The following is a 19,924-nucleotide window of genomic DNA, read 5'->3' on the forward strand; positions in this document are numbered from 1 at the left end:
GGGCCGGCCGCGCCGCCGCCCTGAGTCCGCCCGAAGGGTTTCCGGAGCCCGGGCCGCCACGGTGGTGACCGTTCGATCCGATCCGCGAAGAAGGTTCACGATGCCACTCGATGCCTCTCCCCGGGCGACCGCCCGGACCTGGACGGGCCTGGCGGTCCTGATGGCGCCCACGGTGCTGCTGTTCCTGGCGATGACCGTCCTGTTCCTGGCCACCCCCTACATCGCCGCCGACCTGGGTCCCACCGGCGGCCAGCTGCTGTGGATCAACGACGTCTACGGCTTCGTCATGGCCGGGTTCCTGGTCACCATGGGCACGCTCGGCGACCGGGTGGGGCGGCGCCGCCTGCTGCTGGCCGGCGCGGCGGTGTTCGCGCTCGCCTCGGTGGGGGCGGCCTACGCCCCGAGCCCTGAGATCCTCATCGCCGCACGCGCCCTGATGGGCCTGGGCGCGGCCGCGATCATGCCCGCCACGCTGTCGCTGATCACCGTGATGTTCACCGATCCGCGCCAGCGCGGCACGGCGATCGGCCTGTGGGCGGCCTCGGTGTCGGCCGGTGTGGCGCTGGGCCCCCTGGTGGGCGGCCTGCTGCTGGAGTCCCTGTGGTGGGGCGCGGCGATGCTCATCGGCGTCCCGGTGATGGCCCTGGTGCTGGTCGCGGTGCCGTTCCTGGTGCCGGAGTACCGTGCCCCGGTCGCCGGGCGGCTGGAGCCGCTGAGCGTGCTGCTGTCGCTGGCCGCGCTGCTGCCGTTCGTGTACGGCGTCAAGAAGCTCGCCGAGGAGGGCTGGGAAGCTCTTCCGTTGACGGCCCTGGCCGCCGGTGCGGTCTTCGGGGTCCTGTTCGTGCGGCGCCAGCTCAGGGCGGCCGACCCGCTGCTGGACGTGCGGCTGTTCGCGAACCGCGTGTTCAGCGGGTCGCTGGTGGTGTTCCTGCTGGCGGCCGTGGGCATCGGCGGCGTGTACCTGCTGTTCACCCAGTACCTGCAGCTGGTGGCGGAGCAGTCGCCGCTGCGGGCCGGGCTGTGGATCCTCCCGGCGGCGGTCCTGCTGGTGATCGTCTCGACGGTGACCCCGGTGATCGCCCGCCGGGTGCGGCCCGCCTACGTGATCGCCGCCGGCATGGCGCTGTCGGCGGCCGGGTACCTGATGCTGACCGGTGTGGACGCCGCGGGCGGGCTGCCGCTGCTGGTCGCCGCGTTCTACGTGCTCTACCCGGGTGTCGCCCCGGCGATGGCGCTGGTGCCGGGGCTGGTCGTCGGCGCGGCCCCGCCGGAGAAGGCCGGTGCGGCCTCGGCGGTCAACACGACCGCCAGCGACCTGGGCACCTCGCTGGGCGTGGCGCTGCTGGGCAGTGTGGGCACCCTGGTCTACCGGGCCCGCATGGAGGGCGCCGGGGAGGAGGCCGGCCGGACGCTGCCGGGGGCGCTGGAGACGGCGGCGGGCCTGCCGCAGGAGGCGGGCGCGGCGCTGGCGGAGTCGGCGCGGGCCGCGTTCACCGACGGGCTGAACACGGCGGCGTGGGCGGCCGCGGCCCTGGCGGTGCTGGGCGCGGTGCTGGCGCTGGCCCTGCTGCGCCGGGTCCCCGCCACCGGGGCGGCCGAGGCCGCCGGGGCCGCTGCGCCGGAGCCGGCGGAGAAGGAGGCCGCCGGACGCTGAGCCGGGGGTCCCGGGCCCGCCGCGGGGAGGACGCCCCCGCGGCGGGCCCGGCCGCGTCCCCGGCGGAGTGCGGCGCGTCACCTCCGCGAACGCGGGTGCGCGCGGCCCGGGCGTGGTGAAATGACCGGTCGGCACACCGCTCTCACCAGGGACCCGCGCTCCATGTCCACGCAGACCATCCTCCTGATCCTCGACCTCGTCGGGATCTTCGCCTTCGCCGTCGACGGGGCCCTCACCGCCATCCGCACCGCCCGGGTGGACATCGTGGGCGTCCTGGTCCTGGGGCTGGTGACCGCCATCGGCGGCGGCATCATCCGGGACGTGCTGCTGGGGGTGACCCCCGCGACGTTCCAGGACTGGCGGTACGTGACCGTGGCCCTGGCGGGCGGGATGGTGGCGTTCTTCCTGAGCTCCCGGCTCACCCGGCTGACCAAGCCGATCCTGCTGTTCGACGCCGCGGGCCTGAGCCTGTTCGTGGTCATCGGGGCGGCCAAGGCGATCGAGCTGGGCTTCGGGCCGCTGCAGGCGGTCCTGCTGGGGGCGATCACCGGGGTGGGCGGCGGCACCATCCGCGACGTGCTGCTCAACCGGGTGCCGACGGTGCTCAGCGCCAACTCGCACCTGTACGCGATCCCGGCGCTGCTGGGCGCGGGGACGGTGTCGGTGGCGCACGTGCTCGGCTTCGACGCCGGGTGGGTGGCGGTGGTCGGCGCGCTGCTGTGCTTCACGATCCGGGTGCTGGCCCTGCGCTACCGGTGGAACGCGCCGCGCCCGCCGGGCGTCCCGCCGCTGTAGCGGACGCTCACGGGGCGGGCGCCTCCTCCAGGGCGCGGGCGGCGACCCCGCGCAGGGTGGCGACCAGCTCCGGCAGCGGTTCGGGGGGCCTGCGCCGGTGCACCACGTACACCTCGCGGGCCAGCCGGGCGCCGAGCAGCGGCCGGCTCACCCAGCCGCCGCGGCGGGCGGCGCCCAGGATGGTGGAGGGGATCAGCGCCACCCCCACGCCCACCTCGATCAGGGCCAGGGCCACCTCGTAGTCGCGGGTCTCGTAGGTGACGGTCGGCTTCACCCCGGCGGCCGCGGCGGCCGCGTCCAGGGTGGTGCGGTTGGCGATGCCCGGGGCGCCGCAGATCCACTCCTCCCCCGCAAGGTCGGCCAGGGACATGGGCCGGTCGGCGATGGGGTGCCCGGCCGGGGCCACCACCATGAGCGGGTCCACGAGGATGCGCTCGCGGTGCAGGCCCGAGGCGCGCGGCAGCGGGACCGCCGGGTAGCGGTGGGTGACGAGCACGTCGAGTTCGCCGGAGGTGACCAGGTCGTGGCCGCCGGGGGGCTCGATGTCGGCCAGGGACAGGCGCACGTTCGGGTGGGCGCGGCCGAACGCGGCCAGGGTCTGGGGCAGCAGGATCTGGCCCGCGCTGGCGAACGCCCCCAGGGACAGGTGGTCGGGCGGGGTCCCGGCGTGGGCGCGGACGGCCGCCTCGGCGTCGCGGAGCTCGCCCAGGACGCGTTCGCCGTGTTCGAGCAGGATCCTCCCGGCGCCGGTGAGGGTGGCCCCGGTGCGGCCGCGCTCCACCAGCACCGCGCCGACCTCGCGCTCCAGTTTGGTGAGCTGCTGGGACAGGGCGGGCGGGGTGAAGGAGAGGCGTTCGGCGGCGGCGGAGATGGAGCCGGCGTGCGCGATCTCCACGAGTACGCGCAGGCGGTTGGCGTCCAGCACGGCGGCCTCCTGGGACAAGGGTCGGTGCAAAGTTCTGCTTAAGGTTCCTTAGCAGACCCAACTTTAAGTTAATCGTGGGTAGCGGCAGCATGGTGCCATGACCACGACCGCGCACGCCGTGCCCACGGCCACCGACGTCCGTGCCGCCGCCGAACGCATCGCGCCCTACGCCCGCCGCACCCCGGTGATGCACACCGAGGTCGACGGCAGGCCCGTGACCCTGAAGCTGGAGCACCTCCAGCTCACCGGCGCGTTCAAGCTGCGCGGCGCGCTCAACGCCCTGCTCGGCGGCGGCCCCGTCGACCGGGTGATCACCGCCTCCGGCGGCAACCACGGGCTGGGGGTGGCCACCGCGGCCCGCCTGCTCGGGGTGCGCGCCACCGTCTACGTGCCCGAGACCGTCCCCGAGGCCAAGGCGGCGCCGCTGGCCGCCACGGGTGCCGAGGTCGTCCGGGTGGGCGAGCACTACGCCGTGGCCGCCGAGGCCGCCCGCGCGCACGCGGACCGGGAGGGCATCCGCTACCTGCACGCGTTCGACGACCCGCTGGTGGTCGCGGGCCAGGGCACCCTGGGCCTGGAGATCGCCGCCGACGCGCCCGAGTGCGACACCGTCGTGGTGGCGGTGGGCGGCGGCGGACTGGCCGCCGGGGTGCGGCTGGGCGCGGACGGGCGCGAGGTCGTGGGGGTGGAGCCCGAGGGCTGCCGGAGCCTGCACGCGGCCATGGACGCGGGCCGTCCGGTGCAGACCCCCGTGGACTCGGTGGCGGCGTCCGCGCTGGGCGCGTCGGTGCTGGGCCGGGTGCCGTTCGAGGTGCTGCGCGACAACCCGATCACCCGGAGGCTGGTGAGCGACGCCGAGATCGTCGCCGCCCAGGACCGGCTGTGGTCGGAGTTCCGCATCGCCACCGAGCCCGCCGCCGCGGTGCCCTTCGCCGCCTGGCTGGCCGGCAGGGTGCCGGGCGAGCGGCCCTGCCTGGTGGTGTGCGGCGCCAACGCCCGCTGGGACCGCGTGGGCTGACCCCCGCCGGCCGCCCGTGCGCCGCGCCCCGGGGGCGCGCGGTCCGGTCCGGGCGTGGGAGCCTGGTCCGATGGAGAACGCACCCGTCGACCGGACCGCCGCCCTGCGCCTGTGGGAGGAGTACCGGTCGGCCAGGCCCGACCTGGCGACCGACCCGGAACCCCCGTCCGTGGAGTACTTCGGCGACCACCCCGAGCTGACCGACGAGCTGCTGGGGCTGGTCCTGGCCGGGACCAAGCGGGCCACCGCCGCGCTGGCCGTCGAGTTCGCCGCCGCGGGCGACCCGCTGCCCAGGGTGGGCGGCCACTGGATCGCCTGCGACTCCTCCGGGCGCCCGCGCGTGGTCCTGCGCAGTACCGAGCTGCGGCTGGGCGGGTTCGCGAGCGCGGACGCGGCGTTCGCCCGCGACGAGGGCGAGGGCGACCTGTCCCTGGAGTACTGGCGCGAGGGGCACCTGCGGTACTGGCGGCGGGTGTGCCGCGGCCTGGGCCTGGAATGGGACGAGGACAGGGAGATCGTCTTCGAGCGGTTCTCGGTGGTCTGGCCGCCGGAGCACGCCGACGGCTGACCCCCTGCCCGCGGCCCCGTGCGCGCGGACGCGTCCCCGGGTCGGGCGCCCGAAGGAATTCCACCGAACGGCGGCGGGCGAATGCGGCGTCACATCCTCCCCATTCGCCCCAGGCCGGGAAAAGGACTTCCGCCTCACAGGTCCGTGAGCTGCGGTTTCGCGCCCACGTGGCCGAAACTGCGGACGGCGCACAGGGGCTCGAAAAAGACCGATTACAGCGCCGGGTTCCGGTCCTTCCGAATATACGAAGCAGAGGTTTTTTCCGTAATATTCCGATCCGAATGCCCGGCGGTCGCATCCTACGCAGGGAATCGGCCCCAGGTCGTTCATCCCCCGTCACCCCCTGCACAGAGAGAAGCAGCCGTGTCCTTCGAGATCGTCGGAACCGAGGGCGCCCTCTGCGGGCACCGCTTCCCCGTCGGCGACGCGCCGGTGACGTTCGGCCGCCACACCGACAACACCGTGGTCTTCCCTGGCCGCGCGGTCTCCCGCTTCCACGCCGAGCTGCGGCGGGAGGGGGAGAACCACGTCCTGCGCGACCGCGGCAGCAGCAACGGCACCCTCGTCAACGGCGAGCGGGTCACCGAGCACCTGCTGCTGCCCGGCGATCTCATCGCCATCGGCGAGGAGACGTTCCGCTGGGAGGCGGCCGAGACCCCGGGGGCGCCCTCCGACCTGCCGGTGACCCAGATGTTCGTCCGGCCCGAGGTGTTCTCCGGGCCCGTCCTGAACGTCGCCGTGTCCGGCGGCGGCCCCGTCGGGCTGGCCTTCGCCCTGCTGCTGGACCACCTGCTGGGCCCGCAGGTGTCGGTGACCGTGTACGACTCCCGCTGGACCCGCGAGGACGGCCGGGTCGTGTGGAAGGACGAACGGCAGGGCAACGTCCGGCGCCGGCAGGTGGTGACGATCCAGAGCCGCCAGTTCCTCAACCTGTCCGAGGAGATGCGCGAGCGGCTGTTCGCCCCCGGCGAGTACACCGAGATGTGGCCCTCGGGCGCCGACTCCATCGGCGGCCTGGGGCCGCGCAACATCCGCATCGCGCGCATCGAGGACGTGCTGCTGCGGATGTGCGGCGAGCGGCCCGACCGCATCCGGCTGGTCCCGGAGAAGTTCGACGTGACCGCGCCCGGGGCGCTGGAGGGCCGGCACGTGCTGGCCGTGTGCGAGGGGTCGCGCTCGCGCACCCGCGAGCACCTCACCGGCCGCTTCGGGCAGGCCGACAGCGGCATCTACTCGCTGGACGGCGAGCACGTCGAGGACGTGGTGCTGGGGCTCCAGGTGCGGTCGGCCCTGTCGGACCCGGCGACCGTGCTGCTGACGGTCGCCCAGAACCGGTTCCTGCTCAACTCGCTGCGCGGCGAGGGGTTCCTCAACATGCGCCTCACCGACGAGGAGGCGCAGGAGGTCGTGGGCATCGACCCGGTCCGGCGGTCGTTCGAGCAGTGCATCGGCTCCCGCCCGTGCGTCATGGACCGCGACGGGGACGGCGACTTCGCCTGCTCCACCCACAGCACCCTGTTCCTGCCCGCCCTCGTCAAGGGGTCGAAACTGTGGAAGCGGGTGCGCCAGGGGCTGGAGTTCTTCGCGGTCCCCGAGGAGGACCTGAGCGCCGTCACCGCGTTCCGGCTGAGCATGGTGCAGCGGCCGCGGTTCACCGCCCAGCTGCGGGCGGAGACCCCCGCCTCCCCCGGCACCTACGGGTTCCTGCTGGGGGACGCCGCCAACGCCATCCACTTCTGGCCCGGGCGCGGCCTCAACAGCGGACTGGCCTCGGCGATCTCGCTGGCCCGCTCGCTGAGCAGCGCCTGGAGCGGGCGCCCCTTCCGGGACGCGGACTTCATCCGCCACGAGGCGGCCATGTCGATGCTCCAGTACCGGCACAAGAGCCGGGCCTGGAAGGCGATGGTGGCCAGCGACGAGGACGGGGTGACGAGCACGGTCAAGGAGCTGATCGCCCGGAGCCTGGCCGGGGAGGGCGCCGGGCGCGAGGCCGACACCGAGGTGCTCATGGAGCGGCTGGGGTCGATCCGGTCCCGGCTGGCGGGCCGGATCGAGGGGCTGCCCGACGACGGGGCCCTGCGCGAGCACCTGGCCCGGCTCACCGACGAGACCCTGCGTTCGCTGGTCGCCGGGGGTCCGTGGGACACTCTCACGGTGGGCGGCGAGGAGGTCGACATCGACATCTTCTACCGCGAGGAGGCGGCCCAGCCCGCACGGGCGTGACGCACGGGGCGGAGCGGGGCGCGGTGCGGAACGTGACCGCGGGCGCGCCCTGTTCGTCCGCGTCGTCCCTGTTCGGTGACCTGCGGCACTCTCCCCGGCGGAACCGCTCATTACCCGTGGGTCACCCTTACCATCGGGTTCGACCACCACCCTGAGTGAGGGAGACCACGTGCTCTACGATGTGCTGCGGCAGACGGCGTCACTCCTGGCCCGGTCCCTGTGCCGCCCGACCATCGAGGGCCGCGAGAACGTCCCCGCGACCGGGCCGGTGCTGCTGGCCAGCAACCACCTGTCCTTCGTGGACAGCGTGGTGATCCCGCTGTCGGTGACCCAGCGCCGGGTGCGGTTCCTGGCCAAGAGCGACTACTTCGAGGGCAAGGGGATCAAGGGCCGGGTCACCGGCACCGTGTTCGGCGCGCTGGGGGCCATCCCGGTGGAGCGGCGCAACGCCCGCGACGCCCTGGTGTCCCTGGACGTGATGCTGGAGCGGCTGCGCGAGGGCGAGGCCTGCGTGATCTACCCCGAGGGCACCCGCTCCAAGGACGGCCGCCTGTACCGGGGCCGCACCGGGGTGGCGCACCTGGCCCTGGAGTCCAAGGCCCCGGTGGTCCCGGTGGCGGTGGCGGGCACCCAGGAGGTCCAGCCGATCGGGGCGTCGATGCCGCGGCCGCGCCCCTTCACCGTGCGCTTCGGGAAGCCGCTGGACTTCTCCACCGGCTACGACCACCTGGCCCCCGGCAAGGCCCGCCGCGAGATCACCGACCGGGTGATGGACGCCATCCACTCCCTGTCCGGACAGGAGCGGGCGGACCACTACAACTCCGTGGGCTGACCCGGCGCCTGCCCGGGGCCGGGGCGCCCGTGCGGGAGGTCCCGGCGGACCGGGCGGGCCAGCAGGGCGAGTCCGGCGGCGGCCGCCGCCATCGCCGCGCCCACCGCCGCCCAGCCCCAGGCCCCCGCGGCCAGGACGAACGGCAGCAGCGCCGCCGACCCGGCGATGCGCGCCACCGAACCGGCCATCCCGAACACGGCCTGGTGCCTGGCCTGGAGCGCGGCCGGCACGTCGCGCAGGGCCAGATGCCAGGCGGGCGGTCCGCCCGCCACCTCGCCGACGGTGATCAGCACGATCCCCGCCAGGACGAGGGCGGTGGCCGCGGCCGCGCCGCCCGTTCCGGCCGCGCCGAGGAGCACGCACCCGCCCGGCAGGGCGGCGGCCGCCCACAGCGCCGACCGGGCCGCCGCCGCGTCCGAGACCACGCGGTCGGCCCAGGGGCGCTGCACGGCCAGGACCAGCACCGTGTTCAGGCCCAGCGCCACCGCGGGGACCCACCCGGGTGCGCGGGTCCCCTGGGCCGCCCACAGCGGCAGGATCACCGACAGCACGGGCAGGCACAGCTGCACCACCGACGTCAGCGCGGTGACCGCCAGCAGCCGCCGGTCGCCCAGGGCGGCCGAGATCCGGCGGTCGCGGCCCGCCGCCGCGGAGTCGGCCGGGTCCGCGGGCATCCCCGCCAGCAGCAGCGCGCAGCCGAGCACCACGAGCGCCCCGCCCCCGTACAGGAGCGTGAACCCGGCGTCGGCGCCCGCGGCCAGCACCAGCGCGCCCAGCACCGTCCCGGCGCCCATGCCCGCGTTGAGCAGGGTGTGCATCCTCCCCCGGGCGGCCACCCGGGCCCGGGGCTCCACCCGGGCGGCCACCACCGCCTGGCGGGCGGCGCCCAGCCCGGTCTGGGCCACCACGAACACGACCGCGCCGACCGCGTACGTCCACGGCCCGTCCGCCACCGCGTAGACGGCCAGGGACGCCCCCACCAGGCAGGTGAAGCCCACCGCCGCCCGGCGCGCCCCGACCGCGTCGGCCAGGGCCCCCAACGGCACCGCCGCCGCCAGGGCTGCCAGGTTGCCCGCCCCCAGGACCAGGCCGATCCAGGGGACCGGCACCCCGACCCGGGTCCCGAAGTACAGCACCGCCGTGGCCAGCACCGCGCCGTCGACCACCGCTCCGACCGCCTGCGCGGCGTACATCCGCCGCAACCCGCCGTCCCGGGCGGCCCGCAGGGCGGCGCCGGCCGGGTTCGTTCCCGTGTTCACGGGTCGAGGCTACGGAGCGATCGGCCCACCGCTACAGTGCGATCCCATGGAGAGAACATGGGCCATTTCCGGGATCGACCTGCACGTGGAGGTCGGCGGGACCCGGGTGGCCCGGTCCCTGGAGCGGGAGCTGCGCGCCGCCGTCACCGGGGGGCGCCTGCCCGCCGGGACCCGGCTGCCGTCCTCGCGCACGCTCGGCGCCGACCTGGGCATCGCCCGCAACACCGTGGCCGAGGTGTACGGGCGGCTGGCCGCCGAGGGGTGGCTGGAGTCGCGTGTGGGGGCGGGCACCTGGGTGGCCCGCCGCCCCGGGCCGCCGCCCGCGGGTGCCGACGCCGAGCCACCGCCACCGCCCGCCCTGGACCTGCGCGGCGGCATCCCCGACCCGTCGGCGTTCCCGCGCGGGGAGTGGGCGGCGGCGCTGCGCCGGGCCGTGGAGTCCGCGCCCGCCGACGCCTTCGACTACCCCGACCCGCGCGGGGCGGCACCGCTGCGCGAGGCCCTGGCGGGGTACACGGCGCGGGCGCGCGGCGTGCGCGCCCGCGCGGAGAACGTGGTGGTGGGGCACGGTTTCGGTGACCTGCTGGCACTGCTGTGCCGGGCGCTGGCCCGGCGCGGGGCCCAGCGCATCGCGGTGGAGGCGTACGGGCACGGGCGGCACCGGCGCATCGCGGCCGCCCACGGGCTGGAGCCGGTACCGGTGCCGGTGGACGCCGACGGCGCGGACGTGGCGGCGCTGGAGGGGCTGAATGTGGGAGCGGTGCTGCTCACCCCGGCCCACCAGTTCCCGACGGGGGCGGTGCTCTCACCCGAGCGGCGCCGGGCGCTGGTGCGGTGGGCGCAGCGGCGGGACGCCCTGGTGCTGGAGGACGACTACGACGGCGAGTTCCGCTACGACCGCCGGGCGGTGGGCGCGGTGCAGGCGCTGGCCCCCGACCGCGTCGTCTACCTGGGCACGGCCAGCAAGTCGCTGGCCCCGGGCCTGGGGACGGCCTGGGCGGTGGCGCCCGCGGAGCTGGTGCCCGAGCTGGTGGGGCTGCGCGAGCTGTCGGGGGCGGGCCACCACGTCCCGGGGCAGCTGGCGCTGGCGGACCTGATCACCTCGCACCGCTACGACCTGGCGGTGCGCCGGGCCCGGGCCGTCCACCGGGACCGGCGGCGGGCGGTGGCCGCGGCCGTCGCCGGGCTGCCCGGCTGCTCCCTGTCGGGGCCCGAGGCGGGGCTGCACTGCCCGCTGGAGCTGCCCGCGGGGGTGTCGGAGGCGGCCGTGTCGGCCGAGGCTGCGCGACGGGGGCTGGCGCTGGAGGGGCTGGCCTCGTTCGGGTCCGGTGCGCCGGAGCGGGGTCCGGCGATGGTGATCGGCTACGGTGCGCCCCGCCCGCACCTGTTCGCCCCCGCCCTGGCCGCGGCCGTCGCCGCCGTGGCCGCCCACCTGCCCTGAGCGCGCACGCCGGGAGCGGTGGCGGCCCCGGCCCGCGGCGGGGTCACAGCGCGCGGCCGGCCAGGGCCAGCAGGCGCTCCTGGGTCCCGGCCTCCTCCCCCACCTCCACGGGCGCGTCGAACATCGGCCCCGGGCCGAAGTCCTGGCGCCGGGCCCAGCCGTAGAGCTCGGCGACCAGGTCGGGGTCCAGGTTCTCGTCGGCGCCCAGCGCCCGGGCCAGGTCCCAGGCGTGCACGCCCAGGTCGAAGGTCATCTGCCACAGGTACAGCTCCGCCGGGGCGTCGCCGAACGACAGGTGGACGGTGCGGTTCTGCGCGGAGGGCGCCAGCCAGGCGGTGCGGGCCTCCCGGGCCGCCACCTCCCAGACGGCGAGCGGCTCCTCGCCCAGGACGTCGCCGTCGAAGCGGTCGCCGACCTCCTCGGGGGTGCGGCCCTCCAACAGCGGCGGCACCCACAGCTGCTCGGTGGTCAGGTGGTCGACCAGGTCGTGGACGTCCCAGTCGGAGCAGGGGGTGGGCAGCGCCCAGTCGGTCATCCGGATCAGGCGCACCCGCCGGTCGAACTCCTCCAGGGCGGTGCCGTGCAGGTCGATCAGCCGTTCCATGTCGGTTCCCTCCGCGGTGTCCGGTCACTCAGGGCCGTCTACCCGCCCCGGAGCCCCGGGACACCCGGCGGCGGCCCCCGGCGGCCCCGTCCCGCCCTCAGCCCGCGAACCGGTCCGGGGTGAGCGGCAGGTCCCTGACGCGGACCCCGGTGGCGTGGTGGGCGGCGTTGGCGATGGCCGCCGCGGTGCCGACGATGCCGATCTCCCCGACCCCGCGCAGCCCCAGGGGGCCGGCCGAGGGGTCCTCGCCCTCCAGCCAGTGGGCCTCCACCTCGCCCACGTCGGCGTTGACGGCGACGTGGTACTCGGCGAGGTCGGCGTTGACCACGTGCCCGAAACGGGGGTCCAGGACGCTGCGCTCGTGGAGCGCCATCGACAGCCCCATGACCATGCCGCCCACGAACTGGGAGCGCGCGGTGCGCGGGTTGACGACCCGGCCCACCGAGAACACCCCCAGCATGCGCGGCACCCGGACCTCCCCGGTGTCGGCGTCCACCCGCACCTCGGCGAAGTGGGCCCCGAACGAGGCCACCGCGCGGCCCGGCTCCACCGTGTCCTCCGGGGCCGCGGCGCGGGCCCGGGCCCCGGGCCGGGGGTCGGCCCCGTGCTCCTCCCGGAAGGCCGCCGCGGCGGCGAGCACGGCCGCGCTCCAGGACGCGGTGCCGCTGGAGCCGCCGGCCACCGTGGCCGGGGGCAGGTCGGTGTCGCCCAGGCGCAGCAGCACCTCCTCCACCGGCCGCTCCAGCGCCTGGGCCGCGATCTGCGTGAGCGCGGTGCGCGACCCGGTGCCGATGTCGGCGGCTCCGATGTCCACCGTGTAGCGGTCCCCGTCGTAGCCGATCTCGGCGGCGGAGCCGGGGTTGTACAGGTGCGGGTAGACGGCGGCGGCCACCCCGGTGCCCACCCTCCAGCGGCCCTCCCGGCGGGTCCCGGGCGCGGGGTCGCGGCCGGCCCAGCCGAACCGTTCGGCGCCCTCGCGCAGGCACCGGGCCAGCCGGCGGTCCGACCAGGGCTCGCCGGTGCGCGGGTCGGTCTCCGGCTCGTTGCGCAGGCGCAGCTCGACGGGGTCGATCCCGCAGGCCTGGGCCAGCTCGTCCATGGCCGACTCCAGGGCGTACATCCCGGGCGCCTCGCCGGGGGCCCGCATCCAGAAGGGGATGGGCACGTCGAGCGGGGCCAGGCGCTGGGTGGTGCGGCGGTGGGGCGCGGCGTACATCATGCGCGAGACCGCCGCGCTGCCCTCGGTGAACTCCTTGACCGTGGAGGTGTGCTCCACCGAGTCGTGGACCAGGGCGCGGATGCGGCCGTCGCGCTCGGCGGCCAGGCGCACCCGCTGGACGGTCGGTGTCCGGTGCCCGGCCAGGGAGAACATCTGCGGGCGGGTCAGCGCGAACTTGACCGGCCGGCCCGGCAGCTCCCGGGCGGCCATGGCGGCGAGGATGTTGTGCGCGTGCGCCGACCCCTTGGACCCGAACCCGCCGCCCACGTGCGGGGACACCACCCGGACCCGTGCGGGGTCCAGGCCGAACACTCCGGCGACCGTCTCCCGGACCGGGTGGGCGCCCTGGGTGGAGTCGTACAGCGTCAGCCCGCCGCCGTCGCCGTCCCACACGGCGACGGTGGTGTGGGGCTCCATGGGGTTGTTGTGCTCCATGGGGGTGCGGTAGGTGCGGTCGACGACGACCGGTGCCCGGGCCAGCTCGGCGTCGGGGTCGCCCTGCTCGGTGTCGGCCGGGTCGTCCTCGTCCTCGGGGCGGTACAGGCCCGGGTGGTCGGCGGTGAGGACCACGTCGTGCGGCTCCACCGCGTAGTCCACCCGCACCAGGGACGCCGCCTCGCGGGCCGTCTCGGGGGTGTCGGCGACCACGGCGGCGACGAGCTGCCCGTGGAAGGCCACCCGGTCGGACTGCAGGACGGCGAACTCGCGGTCCGCGGTGTCCGCGAGGCGCTCGGCGGTGGTGTGGGTCAGCACGAGGCGGACCCCGTCCGTGCCGCGGGCGGCGGAGGCGTCGACGGAGGTGATCCGCCCCCGGGCGACGGTCGAGGTCACGGGGTGCAGGTACAGCGGGTCGGGCAGGGGGTGCTCGTAGGCGTAGGGCGCCCGGCCGGTGGCCTTGTCGGCGCCCTCCAGCCGGGCGAGCGGCAGTCCCAGGGCGCGCGTTCCGTCCCGCCCGCTCACCGGTCCCCCTCCCCGGCCAGGTCGCGCAGCACGGCGGTCACGGTGGAGACCGCCAGCCCCGGCTTGAAGGCGTTGTCGGGCCCGGTGCGGGCGTCGGCGAGTTCGGCGCGGGCCGCCTCGCGGAAGGCGTCCTCGGTGGCGGGGCCGCCGGTCAGGGCCTCCTCGGCGCGGCGGGCGCGCCAGGGGGCGTGCGCCACGCCTCCCAGGGCCAGCCGGACCCGCCGCACGCGGCCGCCGTCGACCTCCAGTGCGGCGGCCACCGACACCAGGGCGAAGGCGAAGGAGGCCCGGTCGCGCACCTTGCGGTAGGCCGAGCGCTGCCCGCCGGGCGGGTCGGGCAGGTCCACCGCGATGATGAGCTCCCCGTGCTCCAGCACGGTGTCGCGGTGCGGCTCCTCGCCGGGCAGGCGGTGCAGGCCGGGCATGGGGACGGTGCGTTCGCCGCCGGGGCCCAGGACGCGCACCCGCGCGTCGAGGGCGGTGAGCGCCACCGCCATGTCCGAGGGGTGGACGGCGACGCAGTGGCGGGAGGCGCCCAGGACCGCGTTGTGGCGGCCGTGCCCCTCCAGGGCGGAGCAGCCCGAGCCCGGTTCGCGCTTGTTGCAGGGGGTGGCGGGGTTCCGGAAGTAGGGGCACCGGGTGCGCTGGAGCAGGTTGCCGCCGGTGGTGGCGGCGTTGCGCACCTGCCCGGAGGCGCCCGAGAGCAGGGCGGCCGACAGCATCGGGTGGCGCCGGCGGACCAGGGGGTGGGCGGCCAGGTCGGCGTTGGGCGTCCCGGCGCCGATCCGCAGCCCTCCCCCGGGCAGTTCCTCGACGCCGTCGTCGAGCAGGGACCGCAGGTCGACGAGGCGGCCGGGGCGTTCGACGCCCAGCCGGAGGTGGTCGACCAGGTTGGTGCCGCCCGCCAGGTAGGCGGCCCCGGGGTCGGCCGAGACCTCGGCGACCGCCGCGGCGGCGTCCGTCGGCCGGCTGTAGTCGAAGGGCCTCACCGCGCCGCCTCCTCGACCGCCTCGACGATGCGGGGATAGGCCCCGCAGCGGCACAGGTTGCCGCTCATGCGCTCGCGGATCTCCTCGCGGTCCAGCGGGACCGGTGCCCCTTCCCCGGTGTCCCCGGTGTCCCCGGTGATGAGGCTGGGCCAGCCGCGGGCGGCCTCGTCGATGACGCCGATGGCCGAGCACACCTGCCCCGGGGTGCAGTAGCCGCACTGGAGGGCGTCGCGGTCGACGAAGGCGCGGGCCACCGGGTGCAGCCGGCCCGGCGGGGCCAGTCCGGCGGCGGTGGTCACCTCCGCTCCGTCGTGGGCGACGGCCAGCGCGAGGCAGGACAGGATGCGGCGGCCGTCCACCAGGACGGTGCAGGCGCCGCACTGCCCGTGGTCGCACCCCTTCTTGGGCGAGGTCTCCCCCAGCCGGTCGCGCAGGGCGTCCAGCAGCCCCGTGCGGGTGTCGACGGTGAGCTCGTGCTCGCGGCCGTCGACGTGCAGGGTGATCGTGACGTCCACTGCGGGTGCCCCCTCCGTGATCTGCGCAGCCGCGGGCGACGGCTCCCCACAGTCTGCGACGGGGGCACGGCGGAACGAAGCCGACACGGCGGGGGGAACCGATCCCGGCGTCCGGTCCCGGGCACGCGAACGGCCGGCTCCCGGTGGGGAGCCGGCCGTGGCGCGGTGCGGCTAGTGCGCGGCGGCGGCCGCCGGGACCTCCCCGGTGCCGGCGGCGGCGCGGCGCACGAAGAACGTGGCCGCGAACGCCAGCACCGAGATCGAGGCGCCGAGCAGGAAGGCGACGTGGATGCCGCCCGCCATGGCCTCGGTCTCCGGCAGGCCGTCGCCCAGGTAGCCGGCCGTGGAGGCCGCCATCACCGCGACGAACGCGGCCGTGCCCGCCGCGCCCGCGACCTGCTGCACGGTGCCGACGACCGCGCTGCCGTGCGAGTACAGCTGCGGGGTGAGCGACCCCAGGGCGCCGGTGAGCAGCGGCGTGAACATCAGGCCCAGGCCGATGGTGAGCATGACGTGGGTGGCGATGATGAACCCGAGCGGGGTCTGGGTGTCGAACGTCGTCATCGCCCACAGGATCGCCGACACCAGCGCGGCGCCCGGGATGACCAGCGGCCGGGGGCCGAGCTTGTCGTAGAGGCGGCCGACGAACGGTGCGATCAGGCCCATGGTCAGGCCGCCCGGCAGCAGGGCCAGGCCGGTGGCCAGGGTGTCGTACTCCAGCACGTTCTGCATGTACAGCGGCAGCAGGATCAGCGTGCCGAACAGGGCCATGAAGCTGACCGCGACCAGCCCGATGGAGATCGAGAACTGGGTGGAGCGGAACACGCGCAGGTCCAGCAGGGCGCGCTCGTCGCGCTGGAGGCGGATCTGCCGCCACACGAACACCACCAGCGCCACCGCGCCGATGCCGATGGCCAGCTGCGGCGGGATCGGGCCGCCGCCGTGGCCGCCCAGGCTGGAGAAGCCGTACACCAGGCCGCCGAACGCGAACGCCGAGACCAGCACCGAGAACATGTCGATGGTGGAGGGGCGCGGCTCGGTGACGTTGCGGATGAACAGGGCGCCCAGGGTCAGGCCCAGGAGGGCGATGGGCAGCACCAGGCCGAACATCCAGCGCCAGTCCAGGACGCTGAGGATGAGGCCGGCCAGCGTCGGGCCGACGGCGGGCGCCACCGACATGACGATGGAGATGTTGCCCATGGTGCGGCCGCGCCGCTCGGCGGGCACGGTGTTGAGGATGGTGGTCATGAGCAGCGGCATCATGATCGCCGTGCCCACGGCCTGGACGACCCGCCCCATGAGCAGGAACGCGAAGCCCGGCGCCAGGAAGCACAGCAGGGTGCCCAGGGTGAACAGCGACATGGCGGCGATGAACACCTGCCGCACGTGGAAGCGCTGGAGCAGGTAGCCGGTCGCGGGGATCACCACGGCCATCACCAGCATGAAGGCGGAGGTGAGCCACTGCCCGGTGGAGACGGAGATGCCCAGGTCCTTGTTGAGCGCGGGCAGGGCCACGCCCATGATGGTCTCGTTGAGGATGACGACGAACGCCGAGACCAGGAGCAACGGGATGACCAGGCGGTCGGCGCGCGGCTCCGGCCCGGTGTCGGCGGTCTCCGGCGCGCGGTCGGATGGTGTGGGTGTCCCGGTCACAAGTGTCCTCTGTGGTTCGTGGTGTCCGTCAGTGCGCGGGGGATGCAGGGAGTGCAAATATTCTCTCCCGGAAAACTCCCAACCTTCCACATGTTTAGGACATTCCCGCTGCGGCGCTGTGTTCTGCGGCATCCCCACCTGGGCGGGAACGGGTCCGCGGCCGTGTGGCGCGGCCCGCACCCGCGCGCCCGGGGCGGCGGGAACTCCCCGCGGCCCGGAGGTGTTATGAAGGACGCCGCACGAAGAAAGGGTGGTCACAGATGACGACCGAGCGCGCCGTCCTGGCCGGAGGCTGTTTCTGGGGCATGCAGGACCTCATCCGCAGGCTCCCCGGGGTGGTCGACACCCGGGTGGGCTACACCGGGGGCGACGTCGAGAACGCGACCTACCGGAACCACGGGACGCACGCCGAGGGGATCGAGATCCACTTCGACCCGGAGCGGACCTCCTACCGGGAGCTGCTGGAGTTCTTCTTCCAGATCCACGACCCGACGACCCTGAACCGCCAGGGCAACGACATCGGGATGAGCTACCGGTCGGCGATCTACTACGTGGACGAGGACCAGAGGAAGGTCGCCGAGGACACCATCGCCGACGTGAACGCGTCCGGCCTGTGGCCGGGCCCGGTGGTCACCGAGGTCGAGCCGGTGGGGGCCTTCTGGGAGGCCGAGCCGGAGCACCAGGACTACCTGGAGAAGTACCCGAACGGGTACACCTGCCACTTCCCGCGGCCCGAGTGGCGCCTGCCCAGGCGCGGGGCCACCGCGTGAGGACGTGAAGCGAGGCCCGAGGGGCCCCGGCCGGACGGCCGGGGCCCCTCGGCGTTCCGGGAGGGCGTGTCAGCCGCCGACGAGCCCGGCCTCGGCCAGGGCGGCGTGGATGCGCTCGGAGGACAGCAGCAGCTCGCTCATGACCGCGGTGACCGAGGCGTCGGAGCCCGGCGGGATCTCGGTGACCAGGCCGCCCCATTCGGGGACGGGGACCACCAGCACCCACCAGGGCGAGGGCCGTCGGCCGTTCTCGTCGCGGCCGCGGTAGCGCAGCAGCAGGTGGTCGGGGCGGCCCAGCCCCCCGGGGCGGCTGAGGGAGGGCAGGGTGGTGCCCACCCCGGTGGAGAGGGAGGCGAGCATGTAGGAGCTGGAGGCCGACTGCTCGGCGCGCGCCGTGGCCGCCTCGTCGTCGGGGTGCCCGGCGTGGCCGAGGAGGACGCCGTCCAGGTCGAAGGCGGCGGTGTGCGCGGCCCCTGTGCGCGCTTCGAAGTCGGCCAGGAGTTCGCCGACCAGGGCGGGGGACTCGCCTCGCACGATGGGGCGCCCGTTCCGATTGTTGATCATGAGCGAACCTTAGAGTGACGGGAGGTGCAGGTGTGAACCAGGATTCCCGCAACCCCAGGGGTTCCCGAGGGCCCGGCCCTGGGAATCCCGTCCCCGTCGCACACAAAGGCGCAGCTCAGCGCACCTGTGATGGCGAAGTCACCGTTCGGAGCCGTTCGGTCGAAATTCCCTGATTCTTCCGGCTTTTCGGTCGTCCGTCCGGGTCCGCGGGCGGACGCCCGGTCCGCGCCGGGTGCGGCGGTCAGTCCTCGCGGGCCAGGCCCCGGGCGGCGGCCGCGGAGACGGCGAGCGCGACGGCGTCCTCGATGAGCGCCCCGGCGGTGTCCGGGCCGACGCGGCCCCACGCCTCGCGCCAGGCGACGCCCGCCCAGGCCCCCGCGGGGGCGGTGGCGCCCGCGATCAGGGCGGCGGGAAGGGCCGGGGCGCCCGCGGCGCGGGCCAGGAGGGCGCCGCCGGTGGCGGCGCTGGCGATGCGGGGGGCGAGCCCCGCCCAGCCCAGGCGGCTGGGGACGCCGGGAAGCTTGTCGCCGACGAACTCCGCGGCGGTGCCGAGCACCGTCAACACCGTCAGCGCCCGGCCGCCCCAGGGGACGGTGCGCAGCGCGGTCCCCACGCCCAGGCTGGCTCGCGATCCGGCCGCCAGGCCCAGCAGGCAGGCCCGTACCGGGATGCCCTTCCGTTCCGTCATGGTGTCCTCCCCGTGCCGTGGTCCCGCAACCGATCCTGCGCCATGTCGGGCCCGAACGGCGGGAGCGCCTCGCCGGTCCGGCCGAGGTATTGCCGAGGGGGCGGCGACCGCGCCCGGACCCCGGGCCGGGTTCTCCCGTTCGCCTCACGTCCACCGCTACCTTGTGGTACTTTATAGTAGTACTCTGTGCCACGAAGTACCAGGAGGACTGAAGAGGACCTGCGATGGAAGACCTGACGGAGATGCTGAAGGGCACGCTCGAGGGCTGCGTGCTGGAGATCATCGGCGGCGAGGAGACCTACGGGTACGCCATCACGCGGCGGCTGAACGAGCTCGGCTTCGCCGACGTCGTCGAGGGGACGGTCTACACCATCCTGCTGCGCCTGGAGAAGAACGGCCTCGTCCAGGTGACGAAACGGCCCTCCGGGGTGGGGCCGCCGCGCAAGTTCTACGCGCTCAACGACGCGGGGCGGGCGCAGCTCGCCACGTTCTGGGCCAAGTGGGACTACGTCTCGGACCGGATCGAGAAGCTCAGGAAGGACGGGGGATGAACCTCTGGGAGACGGTGACGGGCAGCGACCTCACCCGGGAGTGGAAGGCGTTCGAGGTCCGGGCCGCGGCCCTGCCGACCGGCCACCGGGAGGCGTGGGAGCAGATCAAGGCCCACCTGTACCCCTACTCGGACTTCTCGGGACGCAACCTGATGCCGATCTTCGACGGCGCCCTGGGGCTGCTGGAGGAGACCGCGGCGGACGGGCAGGACGTCCGCGACGTCCTGGGCGACGACATCGCGGGCTTCTGTGCGGCGCTGGCCGGCGGGGAGGGGGCCCGGAGCCACCGGGACCGGTGGCGCGAGCAGTTGAACCGGAACGTCGCGAGGAAACTGGCCCGGCTGGGAGGCTGACATGGGCGTCCAGGACATCATCGAGGGCAAGCGGCAGTGGCGCGCGCACGTGGCGCGGGTCAAGGCGCTGCCGCCGGACTACCAGATCGTCTACAAGGAGATCCAGAGGTACTACTTCAAGGTCGGGCCGGTCGGCCTGGCCGAGGGGGACCTGCTCTCGGGGATCGTCGACTTCTTCGAGGAGGGGGCCGCAGCGGGCACCGGGGTCATGGACCTCATCGGCCCCGACGTCGCCGCCTTCTGCGACGACCTGATCAAGGACACGCCGACCTACGCGGACCTCTACCAGGCGTCCGCGGCCGAGGGCTCCGGCTCCCCCGGCGCGTGAACCCGCGCCCGGGGC

The 19,924-nt window shown here is 75.2% G+C and carries 20 protein-coding genes; 11 read left to right on the top strand and 9 right to left on the bottom strand.

Features of this window, described 5'->3' with window-relative positions; translation table 11 throughout:
• Positions 1-100: 100 nt before the first annotated feature.
• Both ABZ249_RS13410 and ABZ249_RS13415 read left to right on the top strand, forming a co-directional pair.
• Positions 101-1,654: an MFS transporter gene (locus ABZ249_RS13410; protein WP_355261590.1), complete on the top strand. Its 1,554-nt coding sequence runs from the start codon at positions 101-103 to the stop codon at positions 1,652-1,654.
• 162 nt (positions 1,655-1,816) lie between these two features.
• Positions 1,817-2,449 (top strand): trimeric intracellular cation channel family protein, encoded by a 633-nt coding sequence (locus tag ABZ249_RS13415; RefSeq protein WP_220560885.1) that lies wholly within the window; start codon positions 1,817-1,819, stop codon positions 2,447-2,449.
• Positions 2,450-2,456: 7 nt separating this feature from the next.
• Here the strand turns inward: ABZ249_RS13415 and ABZ249_RS13420 are convergent, their stop codons facing one another.
• A complete protein-coding gene (locus ABZ249_RS13420; protein WP_220565741.1) occupies positions 2,457-3,374 on the bottom strand; it encodes a LysR family transcriptional regulator in 918 nt (305 codons plus the stop codon).
• A gap of 97 nt (positions 3,375-3,471) precedes the next feature.
• Between ABZ249_RS13420 and ABZ249_RS13425 the strand changes: the two genes are divergently transcribed.
• The 4 genes from ABZ249_RS13425 to ABZ249_RS13440 all read left to right on the top strand — a co-directional run bounded on the left by ABZ249_RS13425 (position 3,472) and on the right by ABZ249_RS13440 (position 8,015).
• Positions 3,472-4,392: a threonine/serine dehydratase gene (locus ABZ249_RS13425; protein ID WP_220560884.1), complete on the top strand. Its 921-nt coding sequence runs from the start codon at positions 3,472-3,474 to the stop codon at positions 4,390-4,392.
• A 70-nt stretch (positions 4,393-4,462) separates the two neighbouring features.
• Positions 4,463-4,960, top strand: coding sequence for an ASCH domain-containing protein (locus ABZ249_RS13430; protein ID WP_220560883.1), 498 nt, complete (start codon positions 4,463-4,465; stop codon positions 4,958-4,960).
• Positions 4,961-5,323: 363 nt separating this feature from the next.
• Positions 5,324-7,183: an FHA domain-containing protein gene (locus ABZ249_RS13435; protein WP_355261595.1), complete on the top strand. Its 1,860-nt coding sequence runs from the start codon at positions 5,324-5,326 to the stop codon at positions 7,181-7,183.
• A gap of 169 nt (positions 7,184-7,352) precedes the next feature.
• Positions 7,353-8,015, top strand: coding sequence for a lysophospholipid acyltransferase family protein (locus tag ABZ249_RS13440; protein ID WP_355261598.1), 663 nt, complete (start codon positions 7,353-7,355; stop codon positions 8,013-8,015).
• Here the strand turns inward: ABZ249_RS13440 and ABZ249_RS13445 are convergent.
• Positions 7,997-9,274 carry an MFS transporter gene (locus ABZ249_RS13445; protein ID WP_355261601.1) on the bottom strand — a complete coding sequence of 426 codons (1,278 nt, stop codon included), beginning with the start codon at positions 9,272-9,274 and terminating at the stop codon, positions 7,997-7,999. The two genes, ABZ249_RS13440 and ABZ249_RS13445, sit on opposite strands and share 19 nt — an antisense overlap.
• A gap of 46 nt (positions 9,275-9,320) precedes the next feature.
• Between ABZ249_RS13445 and ABZ249_RS13450 the strand changes: the two genes are divergently transcribed.
• Positions 9,321-10,715: a PLP-dependent aminotransferase family protein gene (locus ABZ249_RS13450; protein ID WP_355261604.1), complete on the top strand. Its 1,395-nt coding sequence runs from the start codon at positions 9,321-9,323 to the stop codon at positions 10,713-10,715.
• A 43-nt stretch (positions 10,716-10,758) separates the two neighbouring features.
• Here the strand turns inward: ABZ249_RS13450 and ABZ249_RS13455 are convergent, their stop codons facing one another.
• From ABZ249_RS13455 to ABZ249_RS13475, 5 genes are all read right to left on the bottom strand, one after another.
• Positions 10,759-11,319 (bottom strand): TIGR03086 family metal-binding protein, encoded by a 561-nt coding sequence (locus tag ABZ249_RS13455; protein WP_220560878.1) that lies wholly within the window; start codon positions 11,317-11,319, stop codon positions 10,759-10,761.
• A gap of 97 nt (positions 11,320-11,416) precedes the next feature.
• Positions 11,417-13,498, bottom strand: a complete 2,082-nt coding sequence (locus ABZ249_RS13460; protein ID WP_355261607.1) for a xanthine dehydrogenase family protein molybdopterin-binding subunit — start codon at positions 13,496-13,498, stop codon at positions 11,417-11,419.
• Positions 13,495-14,487 carry a xanthine dehydrogenase family protein subunit M gene (locus ABZ249_RS13465; RefSeq protein WP_355261610.1) on the bottom strand — a complete coding sequence of 331 codons (993 nt, stop codon included), beginning with the start codon at positions 14,485-14,487 and terminating at the stop codon, positions 13,495-13,497. The genes ABZ249_RS13460 and ABZ249_RS13465 overlap by 4 nt, the downstream gene beginning before the upstream one ends.
• Positions 14,484-15,002 carry a 2Fe-2S iron-sulfur cluster-binding protein gene (locus ABZ249_RS13470; protein WP_355261612.1) on the bottom strand — a complete coding sequence of 173 codons (519 nt, stop codon included), beginning with the start codon at positions 15,000-15,002 and terminating at the stop codon, positions 14,484-14,486. The genes ABZ249_RS13465 and ABZ249_RS13470 overlap by 4 nt, the downstream gene beginning before the upstream one ends.
• A 171-nt stretch (positions 15,003-15,173) precedes the next feature.
• A complete protein-coding gene (locus ABZ249_RS13475; protein WP_355261846.1) occupies positions 15,174-16,580 on the bottom strand; it encodes an MDR family MFS transporter in 1,407 nt (468 codons plus the stop codon).
• Positions 16,581-16,915: 335 nt separating this feature from the next.
• Between ABZ249_RS13475 and msrA the strand changes: the two genes are divergently transcribed.
• Positions 16,916-17,425, top strand: a complete 510-nt coding sequence (gene msrA, locus ABZ249_RS13480) for a peptide-methionine (S)-S-oxide reductase MsrA (protein WP_355261615.1) — start codon at positions 16,916-16,918, stop codon at positions 17,423-17,425.
• Positions 17,426-17,494: 69 nt separating this feature from the next.
• Here msrA and ABZ249_RS13485 read toward each other — a convergent pair whose 3' ends face one another.
• Together ABZ249_RS13485 and ABZ249_RS13490 are read right to left on the bottom strand one after the other, a co-directional pair.
• Positions 17,495-17,989 carry a hypothetical protein gene (locus tag ABZ249_RS13485; RefSeq protein ID WP_220560869.1) on the bottom strand — a complete coding sequence of 165 codons (495 nt, stop codon included), beginning with the start codon at positions 17,987-17,989 and terminating at the stop codon, positions 17,495-17,497.
• 241 nt (positions 17,990-18,230) lie between these two features.
• Entirely contained in the window at positions 18,231-18,677 is a 447-nt protein-coding gene (locus tag ABZ249_RS13490; protein WP_355261618.1) for a hypothetical protein, read from the bottom strand.
• 224 nt (positions 18,678-18,901) lie between these two features.
• On the opposite strand from ABZ249_RS13490, the gene ABZ249_RS13495 reads away from it, so the two are divergent.
• The 3 genes from ABZ249_RS13495 to ABZ249_RS13505 are packed head-to-tail and all read left to right on the top strand — an operon-like array spanning position 18,902 to position 19,909.
• Positions 18,902-19,228: a PadR family transcriptional regulator gene (locus ABZ249_RS13495; RefSeq protein ID WP_355261621.1), complete on the top strand. Its 327-nt coding sequence runs from the start codon at positions 18,902-18,904 to the stop codon at positions 19,226-19,228.
• Positions 19,225-19,581, top strand: coding sequence for a DUF1048 domain-containing protein (locus ABZ249_RS13500; protein ID WP_355261624.1), 357 nt, complete (start codon positions 19,225-19,227; stop codon positions 19,579-19,581). The genes ABZ249_RS13495 and ABZ249_RS13500 overlap by 4 nt, the downstream gene beginning before the upstream one ends.
• A 1-nt stretch (position 19,582) precedes the next feature.
• On the top strand, positions 19,583-19,909 hold the full coding sequence (locus ABZ249_RS13505; protein WP_220560865.1) for a DUF1048 domain-containing protein: 327 nt from the start codon (positions 19,583-19,585) through the stop codon (positions 19,907-19,909).
• Positions 19,910-19,924: the final 15 nt, after the last annotated feature.

The sequence above is a fragment of the Nocardiopsis sp. NPDC006139 genome, from assembly GCF_040614155.1.
In the GTDB taxonomy this organism is placed as follows: Bacteria; Actinomycetota; Actinomycetes; order Streptosporangiales; family Streptosporangiaceae; genus Nocardiopsis; species Nocardiopsis changdeensis.

Bases quoted from the DNA above. Each gene is read 5' to 3' on its own strand.
- ABZ249_RS13410 (WP_355261590.1), top strand. From the start codon at position 101: ATGCCACTCGATGCCTCTCCCCGGGCGACCGCCCGGACCTGGACGGGC.
- ABZ249_RS13415 (WP_220560885.1), top strand. From the start codon at position 1,817: ATGTCCACGCAGACCATCCTCCTGATCCTCGACCTCGTCGGGATCTTC.
- ABZ249_RS13425 (WP_220560884.1), top strand. From the start codon at position 3,472: ATGACCACGACCGCGCACGCCGTGCCCACGGCCACCGACGTCCGTGCC.
- ABZ249_RS13430 (WP_220560883.1), top strand. From the start codon at position 4,463: ATGGAGAACGCACCCGTCGACCGGACCGCCGCCCTGCGCCTGTGGGAG.
- ABZ249_RS13450 (WP_355261604.1), top strand. From the start codon at position 9,321: ATGGAGAGAACATGGGCCATTTCCGGGATCGACCTGCACGTGGAGGTC.
- ABZ249_RS13455 (WP_220560878.1), bottom strand. From the start codon at position 11,319: ATGGAACGGCTGATCGACCTGCACGGCACCGCCCTGGAGGAGTTCGAC.
- msrA (WP_355261615.1), top strand. From the start codon at position 16,916: ATGACGACCGAGCGCGCCGTCCTGGCCGGAGGCTGTTTCTGGGGCATG.
- ABZ249_RS13485 (WP_220560869.1), bottom strand. From the start codon at position 17,989: ATGATCAACAATCGGAACGGGCGCCCCATCGTGCGAGGCGAGTCCCCC.
- ABZ249_RS13490 (WP_355261618.1), bottom strand. From the start codon at position 18,677: ATGACGGAACGGAAGGGCATCCCGGTACGGGCCTGCCTGCTGGGCCTG.
- ABZ249_RS13495 (WP_355261621.1), top strand. From the start codon at position 18,902: ATGGAAGACCTGACGGAGATGCTGAAGGGCACGCTCGAGGGCTGCGTG.
- ABZ249_RS13500 (WP_355261624.1), top strand. From the start codon at position 19,225: ATGAACCTCTGGGAGACGGTGACGGGCAGCGACCTCACCCGGGAGTGG.
- ABZ249_RS13505 (WP_220560865.1), top strand. From the start codon at position 19,583: ATGGGCGTCCAGGACATCATCGAGGGCAAGCGGCAGTGGCGCGCGCAC.